Source organism: Litoribaculum gwangyangense (genome assembly GCF_039543505.1).
Taxonomy (GTDB): domain Bacteria; phylum Bacteroidota; class Bacteroidia; order Flavobacteriales; family Flavobacteriaceae; genus Litoribaculum; species Litoribaculum gwangyangense.
Window position 1 is genome coordinate 1 of sequence record NZ_BAABJW010000017.1, and the last position, 10891, is coordinate 10891.

Below are 10891 nucleotides of genomic sequence, written 5' to 3' on the forward strand. Positions count from 1 at the left end.
AAACTATAAACATAAAACTAGAGTCAGTGCTAAACTGAAAAGCTAAGGCGAAAATCCCCAACTGTTCATAGCCGAGACCGTTGCCAGTAATTTGAGAATGACAGAACTTTTAAAGAAATATTTAGTTATTAAATGGTGGATTCCGCTACTCTTTTTCGGAATATCTTTCATTATTTTTATAACTGGAATTATTTTACCAAATACTGATTTTGGGTTTAATTTATTTGCTTTTTCTGTTCTGATACTCATAATTTCATCTATTTGGCAGATAATAAAAGGCAAAAAAAAGACTGGTTTTGCATTATTATCAACCGCATTAACGCCAATTTTCGCTGTCGGATTTATGGTTTACCTATTTGCTGGAACGATGAACAAACCTGACGAAAAATTAGCTTCAGAAAGAATTGAGCCACTTATCAGAGAAAAAACTGATTTGACCATTCCGAATGACTTTGAGATTTTGGAAAATTTAATCGAACACACAGAAGGAGCTTTTGACTCTGATTATTCAATCGGACTTAAAATTAAATACCAAGAATCAGAAGAAAAACATATTACGGAACAAATTTACAACGGAATAAAATCGAAATCTGAAAAAGGAATTTGGAAACGTAATTTAAGCGGATTTGACTTTGAACATAACGGAAACGAAATTAATAGAGCCGAACCTTTTTATTTTAAAGTAGACACTTTATCAAATACGATTGAACTGAATTTAATGCATTTATGAATAAAAAACTACTGGCAACAACGTGTATAGCTCATTGCGGCTGAATTCCTAATCGGAATTCATTGCAATTTGCTATCTTTCGGTTACGGCGGAAAATCATAGCTGATTTCCCGCAACGAGCCATACACAAAACCGTTGGCGTTAATTTGAGAAAACCGAACAGAAATTAAAATTATGGGATTTTTTGACAATCTATTTAAGAAAAAAAACGAATCAAATTCATCAGAATTAATAACTGAAATTCCCGAAAGTTGGAGTGTTTTGACTGGAGAAAATAATGGAAAACCAATGTTTGTGCGGAAAAACGTTGCGTGCGACAAAATAGCTGGAAATAAAAATTATTCAACGAATTGCGGAATTGCTTTCAAAATGTTATCGCCAAATGCCGACGGATTACCTGACATTGAAAACGAACCTGAATTGGATAATCTCGAAGACGATATATTTGACTTTTTAGAATCGGACTTGAATTCAATTGTTCCAATTACTATTACGACTTCTGGATTTAGAGAATTTGTGATTTACACAAAAGATTTAGCGGAATTTAATGTGAGGTTGGAAAAATTAAAAAAGAAATATCCGAAATATGAGCTAACAACTTATAACAAAACTGACCAAAATTGGAATACTTATAAATCGTTTAAATAAAAAAACTAACGCCAACACCGTATATAAAAAATTGCTGGTGTTGTGCTAAATCAAAGGTCGTTGCACGTTTGCTACGTCTGATTTTCCTTCGGAAAATCCTCGCACGCAAACACGCAAATTTCCATATACAAACACGTTGGCAATAATTTGAAAAAATTAGTTTACATACCGAAAATCTTTCTTCTTCTGTTACTTTTTTCTTGTGGACAAAATTCATCTGAAAAAGAACTGAATGGGAATTGGCGTGAAATAGAAAATGAATACAGCACTTGGCATTTTTATCCTGACAGTCTTGTTTTGAAATTAACAGGAGAACCTGACGAAAAAACAGACTGGAAAGCTAACAAATCCCAAATTGAATTCGAAATAGAGACTTTCGAACAGAATTCGGCTGGAAAATTTATTGATACTACAAACAAAGTTCTAATTGACTATCAAATTTCAGAAAAAAAGGATAGCCTTTTTGGGACACTTAAAAACAATTATGGTGTTCATAAATTTAGTATGCTAAAAACTGAAAACTATAATGAATATCTGAATAGAAAATTTAGAGTTGAATTTACTTTACCAAAAAGCAATTCAACTGATTTGATAAAAGTAGACCCAATTTACGGAATGAAAATCTTCATTTCCTACGATAATAATCAATTGACTGGAAAAACTGAATTTTCTAATTCCCTAAAAAATTTGGAAAACGACATCAAAAGTTTTAGGGAGAAATTAGGAACTTTTTTTGGACCTAAAGATTGGCGGAATCAAAAGTTTTATTTGAGTGTTTATGCTGACCAGAAAGTCACAGATTCAATTATTACTGAAAGTCTATCTGTGACAACCAAAAGTGACTTTTTTATAAATAATGATATCCCAAGACCACCGAATGACACAATGGCTATAAGAATTTACAGAATATACGACGATGGGAAGAATAATAACCTTAGTTCTAGAAAAGCTAAAAGAATAAAAACTATTGCCAACACCGTGTATAATTAATTGCGGCTGAATTACCTACTCGGAAATTCAATCTTATTAATTATCTTTCGGTTACGGCGGAAAATGACTTGCGTCCTTTCCCGCAACTAATCATACACAAAACCGTTGTACACAATACCTGAAATGAAAATCGGAACTAAAATATTAATCCTATTTCTGACCTTGAATTTGCTTTCTTGCAAAGGTTCAGCACAGGAAACTGAAATCAAAAAATCCGCGACTGAAATTCAATTGTCGGAAACTGTAAAAAACACTTTTCCGAAACCAATTGGAATAATTAATGATTACGGAAAAATATTTACCGAATCACAGCGAGCTGAATTATCGAAAGTACTTTATGACTATGATATTGAAACTACAAGACAAATTGTTGTGGTAACAATTGAAAGTATAAAACCATATCAGAATATCCAAAAATATGCGACTGATTTAGGAAATGAATGGGGAATTGGGGACGCTGATAAAAATAACGGACTGACAATCGTTGTATGCAATCCTTGTCGACAAATCGGAATCGCAACTGGATTGGGAACTGAATTGATTTTGACTGACGAAATATGCAAAAATGTAATTGACCAAACCATAATTCCTGAATTTAAAAATGGAGAATTTTATAATGGAATTAAAAAAGGTGTGACTGAATTGATAGAAAAATGGAAATAAAAGTACTGTGTACAACAATGTATAACCGCAATTACGGCGGATTCGACTGCGTCCGAATCCACTCGGAATTGCTAAAGTCGGTGTCAAACCGAAAATTAACGCATATTAACCCGTAACTGACGGTTATACGAGACCGTTACCCACAAGCTGAAACCAGCCGCACATTTTAGCACTTTTGATTTTTGCCGACACACAAATCCAACGCTAAAAAAACCAAAAGAGCTAAAATTTTCCAACGCTCGAATTGAATAATCAAAATAAAATTTATAAATTTGTCAAAAAATGACAAGTCTTATGAAAACCACTTTTGGAGAATACATCCGACTTTTACGAAACGAAAACGAATTGACTTTAACTCAACTTGCGGCTAAATTGAATTTGGACTCTGCAAACTTGAGCAAAATTGAGAATGGAAAACGAGATTTTGATGAAAAGCGATTACCAAAACTTGCTAAAATCTTCAAACTCGACCTCACTGAATTAAGAAATGAATATGTTACCGACCAAATCGGGAAACAGATTTACGAAACAAACTGCACTAAACAACTTTTAAAAGTTGCGGAAGAAAAAGCAGAATACAGAAGAACATTAAAAGAAAAAGTAATATGAAAATAGTATCATTTTTTGCAGGAGCAGGCGGACTAGATTTAGGTTTCCAAAAAGCAGGTTTTGACGTTATTTGGGCAAACGAATACGACAGAGAAATTTGGGAAACTTATGAAAAAAATCACCCAAACACAATCCTTGATAAAAGAAGTATTGTTAACATTCCAGCAGATGAAGTTCCAGAATGTGACGGAATTATTGGTGGTCCACCTTGCCAAAGTTGGAGTGAAGCCGGAGCTGCAAGAGGAATTAAAGATAAAAGAGGTCAATTATTTTACGACTTCATTAGAATATTAGAAGCGAAGCAACCTAAATTCTTTTTAGCCGAGAATGTAAGTGGAATGCTAATTTCCAAGCATTCAGAAGCATTGGAAGGAATTAAGGAACTTTTCAGAAATGCAGGAATTGGGTATGAACTTTCTTTTCAAATGTTAAACGCATCTGATTACAATGTACCCCAAGACCGAAAAAGAGTATTCTTTATTGGGATTAGAAAAGACTTAAATTTCAAATATCAATTTCCTACTGAAACATTTCCTAAAATAACATTAGATACAGCAATTTCGGACTTAAAAGAAGGTGTTTTACCTGCTTTAGAGTATAATAATACTAATGGAGAAAATTGTGTTGTTCCAAATCACGAATATATGATTGGTAGTTTTTCAACTATTTTTATGTCAAGAAATCGTGTGAGAAGTTGGGATGAACAATCATTTACAATTCAAGCAGGTGGACGACACGCACCTATTCATCCGCAAGCACCAAAAATGAAATTTATTGAACAAAATGTTCGAGTTTTTGTTCCAGGGAAAGAACATTTATACAGAAGATTAAGCATAAGAGAATGCGCAAGAATTCAAACTTTTCCTGATGACTTCATTTTTCATTACAAAAAAGTTGCAGCAGGTTACAAAATGATTGGAAATGCTGTTCCAGTTAATTTAGCAAAGTTTTTAGCTAATAGTATCAAAGAACAACTAAAAGCAAACGAAAATAAAGCTGAAAAACCAAAATCAATTAAAAAAGTAAAAGAAGCACTAGCAGTATGACAAATATTTTAGAAGCAATTTACAATATCGTAAATCAAAAGAACTTTGAAATACGTGCTATGTATTCAGGCAGAAATAGAGCAAACGGAATGGGAGACGCTCTTGAAAGCTACATCAAAGATGCCTTTGCAGGAACTTTTGGAGTTCCTGACGAATTGCAAAAAATGCAAACCTATAATCAAAAATTTTCTTGGTTAGGTTCACAAAATAATCCGCCAGATATAATGATAAAAGGTGGAGATGCAATTGAAGTTAAGAAAACACAAAGTGCAAATTCAAGTTTGGCTTTAAACAGTAGTTATCCAAAAACGGATTTAAGACATACAAGTCCAATGATTACAAAGGAATGCAAGGAGTGTGAAGATTGGACTGTTAAAGATTTAATTTATTGTGTTGGGCATACAACTGATACAAGTTTAAAATCTTTGTGGATGGTTTATGGTAATTCTTATGCAGCCAAACACGAAACCTACCAAAGAATAAAAACTACAATTTCAAGCGGAATAAAAACAATTCCAGATGTCGTTTTTGCAGACACTAAAGAATTGGGTCGAGTAAATCAAGTTGACCCATTGGGAATAACGAATTTGAGAATTAGAGGTATGTGGCAAATCGAAAACCCAAGGAAAGTATTTAACTATTTACACGAAACAACCGACAAAGATTTTGAATTGATTTGTATAATTCCAACCGAAAAATACAGTAGTTTCCCAAAAGACAGCAGAACGAAACTTGAGGGATTAAAAGAAAATGGATTTAGTATTGAAGATAAACAAATAAAAGACCCGAATAATCCTGCTAAATTAATGGATTGTAAACTAATAAAACTTTGTGTATAAGCCATCGCTAAAAGCCATACACATTTGCAATTCGCACCAGCCAAAGCTAAAGCCAAAAATTGCAAAAGAGTATGTCTTTGCCAACGCTTAAAAACAATCAGAACGGAATAAAGCCAGTGGGTAACAATGTGTATAAGCAATAGCGGGTTTTGTGCAAAATTGAAAGGAAATGAATATTAATAAAGGTAAGTGTTTAACCGAAAAGTTAGTGGTTTTTAATCCGCTACTGCTCATACACTAGACCGTTGCCCACAATATGAGAAAAACTTTGAGAATATTAATATCACTTCTGATTTTGACCAGTTTTTCGTGTAAATCCCAAACCAAATCTTTAAATAAAATGACAGAATTTACTAAAGAAACGACTGAAAAAGAAACTTACAATCGGTTTGTTTTAGTTAAGGGAAAAAGCCTAAAAAACATCAAACCGAAAATCAAAGAATGGGCGGAAATATTTGGTGCAGGAGAACCTGTAAATATGACAATAAAAAAAGCGGATTTTAATCCTTGGACGTTAATTAAATTACCTGAAAACGAATTGTTAACTGCTTATAATTATCACAACCTTGTTTATTGGTTTTTAGGAACACCACCAGAAGACCAAAATTATGCTGAATACTCAATCGGAATATCAATCGACAAATACGGAGAATCGACATATCTGATTTACAACGATTATGATTTACGAGAAAAAATAGCAACTAATGATGATGTTTTCGGAATAACGGAAAAGAACCAAAAATTCATTTTGAGCATTCCGTTTGACGAATTAAAAGCGAGTAATAGTGAAGAAATTTCGGATTTTGATAAGTTCTTAACTGAAAATGGAATTGACTTAACCGAAATAAAAACCGATAAACTAAATTGGACTGAATTAAATATTAGTACGGAATAAATACTGTGGGCAACAACGGCTATAGTTCATTGCGCTGAACCTGAATGAAATTTATTAACTTCCTAGAAGCGCAACGAAACCATAGCCAAGACCGTTGGCACCAATTAGAAAAAGAACTGAATGAAAACACTTAAAGAAGTAATACAAGATTGTCAACTATCTTTTTCTGAAATAACTGAAGACTATAAAATTGATTACGACCAAATATTTAATCGAGAAAAGGATTGGTTAAACAATGTTGAAGAAAAAACTTTTCGCCTATCCGAAAATGTACGTGACGATATTGAATATGTAATTACAAAGCTTAAAGAAGATAGGTATAGATTTAAAGAATCTGACACAGACAAGCTTTCCCTATTTATTAGCCAAATTAACGGAATCATTCGAATTGCAAACCGAATAAATAACTTTAAAGAAGGTACCACATTAGACAATAGTCAAACGCTGAAGCTATTTGAATTATTCAACACGATAAAAGCAACCAAACAATTTATTGATTTTGATTTTACCCTTAACAAAAACTTAAAGTCATTTATTGTACACCTTTTCTCCGTTGTTAAGCATTGTCAATCGCCAGACACCTATCCTATTTATTATAAATATTGGAAAAACATACTAGGTGAGGTTTTAAAAAAAGATGATGATTATGATAGCCTTTGTTCTTTTTATCAAACTATACCATCCCCAAAACACCTTAGTTTGGGAACATACTTTGGGGCTTTAGGAACCGTACTTGCAAGAAAGATTTCGGAGAATCAAATTATTAAAGAAGAGGATGATAAGAATTATAAATACATCAGAAACAAAATACTAAACATCCACTATTTTGATATAATCACTGGCTACAAACGGAAGCCAAATTATTATCTAATAGGCTCGAAATATGGAGAGAATAATGATGTTGATGTATTCCCAAAAATGCTAGAAAACAATGTCGTTTCGGTTGGCTTCGCTTCTCATCTTGACTTAGGTGACTTCTACTTAACTGATGATGCTGAAATTGTCGAATATCTGAAAGAAGAAAATGAAGTTCGCAATTCTTACAATGCACTAAAGCTATTCTTAAATATAAAAGTTGGTGACAAAGTCGCTATTAAAGCAAGTGGGTCACCGAAGGGTAAAAAAGGTTTTTTGTCAATTGTTGGCATCTTTGAAGTTGTACAAAATAAAGATGGAGAAGTATACAGCCATGATCCAGACGGTTTGGGTCACACACTTAATGTCAAAGTTGTAGATGCCCCCATTTATAAAGAGTTCGAACTCGGTGGGTATGGCTCAACAGTTCACAAATTATCTAAACAAGACCATATAAATCAAATTTTCAATCAAACTAATAAAAAGAGAAGTCTATTTCTTGAAACGAAAGACAAATTTGAAAATTCAATTTTTGAAAATTATATCAAGTTTCTCAGAAAAATTAATTCTGAATTAGGACTTATGCCTAATGATGAACGCGTGGTTTATAGCGTCAGGGATAGTCGACTGAATTTTACAGTTGGACAACGTTATAGCTTCAATCTATATTTAAATGATTCAAGAGGAGTTTATGGGGTTATTTCAAAGGAAAAACTTCTTGATAGCAGTGAGCCTTATGATGGCAATCCTCCACAACCATTTTATAATTATTACACAGATTTTGAGCCATCAAACAAAGACTGGGATTCAATTACAGAAGCTATTAAAGATGAACTAAATCGAACAACGAAATCTGGATTTATAAGACATCATAATTCAGAATTTGAAAACTATGTTTTCGAATTATCTAAAGAAACTATCATGAACAATGACAACATGAAATTAAGCCTAAACACAATACTTTACGGGCCTCCAGGAACGGGTAAAACACATATCCTAAAAAATCAATTCATGGATATGTTTACAACATCTGAAAGCTCAATTACAAGACAAGACTTTCTAAAAGACATAATTCAAAATTGTTCTTGGTGGCAAGTGATAGCTTTAGCCGTTTTAGAATTAGGAAAAACAAAAGTTGCAGACATTTTCAATCACGAATATGTACAAGTAAAAGCTCAACTTTCAAATTCTACAACCGTTACTCCAACAATTTGGGGTCAATTACAAAGTCATACAGTAGAAGATTGTGAACACGTAAAAGTTGCAAGAAGAATGCCTCCTATGATTTTCAATAAGACAGAAAAATCAGAATGGGAAATACTTCAAAATGAAGTTGAAGAACAATCACCAGAGTTGTTAGAACTTAAATTGAAAATTGAAAACTTTGAAAGTGTTCCAAATAAAAGAATTGAGCGATTCGAATTTCTAACATTTCATCAATCGTATTCTTATGAAGATTTTATTGAAGGAATTAAACCAGAACTTTCTGAAAGTGATGTTTCCTATAAAATAGAAGAGGGTGTTTTTCAAAAAATGTGTAATAGAGCTAGAAATGATTCCTCAAATAATTACGCAATTTTCATAGATGAAATTAATAGAGGCAATATTTCTTCAATTTTCGGAGAATTGATAACTCTTATTGAAGATGATAAACGAGAAGGAAAACCAAATGAAATAAAAGCTACTCTTCCCTATTCTAAAAAACATTTCTCCGTACCAAACAATCTTTACATAATTGGCACAATGAACACTGCTGACCGCAGTGTTGAAGCTTTGGATACTGCACTAAGAAGAAGATTTTCATTTATTGAAATGAATCCAGAGCCTGAGAAATTAAATACGGATGAATTTAAATGCATAGGAATTGATTTAGAAGCTTTATTAAATGCCATAAATGCTCGTATAGAGAAACTACTTGATAAAGATTATTGTATTGGTCACTCCTACTTTATGACTATTACAAATCGAAAGGAACCACTTAAAGAAATGAAAACCATTTTTCAGAATAAAATTCTCCCACTTTTACAAGAATACTTTTATGGTGATTGGGGCAAAATACTATTGGTTATTGGGAAAGAATTTGTAGAAACTAAGAAAAATACCATCAAGTTTCTTTCTACGGATAGTTATGAGGACTTTGAAGAATATGACGAAAAACCGATTTACAATTTCACCAATCCAACTAGTTGGACATTAGATTCCTTCAAGTCTATTTATGAGTAGTTCCAAAAACATATTACAAGTTTTTGAACATCATACTTTGAAAGTTGATGAAGAGTCCACTTTTAAAATGGTTCACTTTAATGCCCTTGAAAAGTATGGATATAAGACAAAGGAAAAATTCTTTTCTGTAGGGAATAAACGAATCAAGTTCAATAATTATGTTGGCGTGATTCAAGTTAAGAATCTTACAATTGAAATACTTCCAAAAGCGGATAATAACAGTGAAGACAAAGCATCAAAAGATAAATGGCATAATGCACTAATTACAATGCTAAAAGAGTGCAAACTGATAAAGCTTAACACAATCTCCAATGCTAAATTAAAGCTTAAATCTGCATCTATTTTAGACCTTTATTATGACTTGTTTTTATCTGAAACTGAAACGATTTTTAAACACGGCTTAAGAAAAAACTATAGACCTATTGAAGAGAATCTTAATAAGGTAAAGGGTAAAATTCTTTTCACAAATCACATTCGCAAAAATGCTTTTCATAAGGAACGGTTCTTTGTCGAACATAAAATATTTGATGCCGATAATACACTAAATCAAATATTGCTCAAGGCTTTGCTAGTTTTAAAAACAATCGCTCACAATCCGAATCACAATATTAGAATTAACAAACTACTCTTAAATTTCGAAGGTGTCTCGGAAGAAAGCATAACAGAAAAATGGTTTGAGAAATTAACGTTTGACAGAAATACAGAACGATATAGACAAGCAATCACGTTAGCTAAACTTATAATTTTAAGATATTCTCCTGATTTAAAGGGTGGTAATGAAAACGTATTAGCAATTATGTTTGACATGAATATGCTTTATGAAAACTACGTTTATCGAAAATTAAAAGCATTACAAAATGATTTAGACAATCCAATTGTTAAGGTCAAAGAACAAAATAGAACACCTTTTTGGGAAACTAGAGGTTTAAGAGCTGATATAATTGTCGAAACTGAAGATAAAAGACTAGTAATAGACACAAAGTGGAAAGTTTTGAAGGACAATAAACCTTCTGACGCTGACCTCAAGCAAATGTTTGTTTACAATCTGCACTATGATACTGACTTAAGTATTTTACTTTATCCAAAAACAACTTTAGAATCTTCTGACAAGAAACCATTTAGAGGTGAGAAATTTAAAAGCTTGAATTGTCAAGTAGCTTTTACTGATCTTTTCAATGATGAGGGAAGACTAGAAAAAGATTTAGGAAAAAGGATTTATAATGAATTAATAAAAGAAGAAATAAAAACTGGTGCCAACAATGTGTATAGTGCATAGCACCCTGCGGGATGCTACGACACCATACACTGAACGTTGCCACACATTTGAAAATAAGAACATTGAGAAAATTTTACTTTCTGACTTTACTGTCAATTATTTTATTGAACTGCCAAA

The 10891-nt window shown here is 32.4% G+C and carries 10 protein-coding genes; all 10 read left to right on the forward strand.

The window, feature by feature from the left end; all coding sequences use genetic code 11:
* Positions 1-97: 97 nt before the first annotated feature.
* Positions 98-730, forward strand: a complete 633-nt coding sequence (locus ABD963_RS15145; RefSeq protein WP_345278302.1) for a hypothetical protein — start codon at positions 98-100, stop codon at positions 728-730.
* A 174-nt stretch (positions 731-904) separates the two neighbouring features.
* The gene (locus ABD963_RS15150; RefSeq protein ID WP_345278304.1) at positions 905-1378 is read left to right on the forward strand and encodes a DUF695 domain-containing protein; all 474 of its coding nucleotides are present in this window, start codon (positions 905-907) and stop codon (positions 1376-1378) included.
* Between the two features lie 147 nt (positions 1379-1525).
* Positions 1526-2368: a hypothetical protein gene (locus ABD963_RS15155; RefSeq protein WP_345278306.1), complete on the forward strand. Its 843-nt coding sequence runs from the start codon at positions 1526-1528 to the stop codon at positions 2366-2368.
* A 123-nt stretch (positions 2369-2491) separates the two neighbouring features.
* A complete protein-coding gene (locus tag ABD963_RS15160; protein WP_345278308.1) occupies positions 2492-3031 on the forward strand; it encodes a TPM domain-containing protein in 540 nt (179 codons plus the stop codon).
* A gap of 294 nt (positions 3032-3325) precedes the next feature.
* Positions 3326-3640, forward strand: coding sequence for a helix-turn-helix domain-containing protein (locus tag ABD963_RS15165; protein ID WP_345278310.1), 315 nt, complete (start codon positions 3326-3328; stop codon positions 3638-3640).
* Positions 3637-4686, forward strand: coding sequence for a DNA cytosine methyltransferase (locus ABD963_RS15170; protein ID WP_345278312.1), 1050 nt, complete (start codon positions 3637-3639; stop codon positions 4684-4686). The genes ABD963_RS15165 and ABD963_RS15170 overlap by 4 nt, the downstream gene beginning before the upstream one ends.
* Positions 4683-5525 carry an NgoPII family restriction endonuclease gene (locus ABD963_RS15175; protein ID WP_345278314.1) on the forward strand — a complete coding sequence of 281 codons (843 nt, stop codon included), beginning with the start codon at positions 4683-4685 and terminating at the stop codon, positions 5523-5525. Before ABD963_RS15170 ends, ABD963_RS15175 begins: the two co-directional genes overlap by 4 nt.
* Positions 5526-5865: 340 nt before the next feature.
* Entirely contained in the window at positions 5866-6420 is a 555-nt protein-coding gene (locus ABD963_RS15180; RefSeq protein WP_345278316.1) for a hypothetical protein, read from the forward strand.
* 120 nt (positions 6421-6540) lie between these two features.
* Positions 6541-9498 carry an AAA family ATPase gene (locus ABD963_RS15185; RefSeq protein WP_345278318.1) on the forward strand — a complete coding sequence of 986 codons (2958 nt, stop codon included), beginning with the start codon at positions 6541-6543 and terminating at the stop codon, positions 9496-9498.
* A complete protein-coding gene (locus ABD963_RS15190; protein WP_345278320.1) occupies positions 9491-10774 on the forward strand; it encodes an McrC family protein in 1284 nt (427 codons plus the stop codon). Before ABD963_RS15185 ends, ABD963_RS15190 begins: the two co-directional genes overlap by 8 nt.
* Positions 10775-10891: the final 117 nt, after the last annotated feature.

Excerpts from the sequence above, each read along its gene's own strand:
- ABD963_RS15175 (WP_345278314.1), top strand. The coding sequence starts at position 4,683 with ATGACAAATATTTTAGAAGCAATTTACAATATCGTAAATCAAAAGAAC.
- ABD963_RS15150 (WP_345278304.1), top strand. The coding sequence starts at position 905 with ATGGGATTTTTTGACAATCTATTTAAGAAAAAAAACGAATCAAATTCA.
- ABD963_RS15145 (WP_345278302.1), top strand. The coding sequence starts at position 98 with ATGACAGAACTTTTAAAGAAATATTTAGTTATTAAATGGTGGATTCCG.
- ABD963_RS15160 (WP_345278308.1), top strand. The coding sequence starts at position 2,492 with ATGAAAATCGGAACTAAAATATTAATCCTATTTCTGACCTTGAATTTG.
- ABD963_RS15170 (WP_345278312.1), top strand. The coding sequence starts at position 3,637 with ATGAAAATAGTATCATTTTTTGCAGGAGCAGGCGGACTAGATTTAGGT.
- ABD963_RS15190 (WP_345278320.1), top strand. The coding sequence starts at position 9,491 with ATGAGTAGTTCCAAAAACATATTACAAGTTTTTGAACATCATACTTTG.
- ABD963_RS15165 (WP_345278310.1), top strand. The coding sequence starts at position 3,326 with ATGAAAACCACTTTTGGAGAATACATCCGACTTTTACGAAACGAAAAC.
- ABD963_RS15185 (WP_345278318.1), top strand. The coding sequence starts at position 6,541 with ATGAAAACACTTAAAGAAGTAATACAAGATTGTCAACTATCTTTTTCT.
- ABD963_RS15180 (WP_345278316.1), top strand. The coding sequence starts at position 5,866 with ATGACAGAATTTACTAAAGAAACGACTGAAAAAGAAACTTACAATCGG.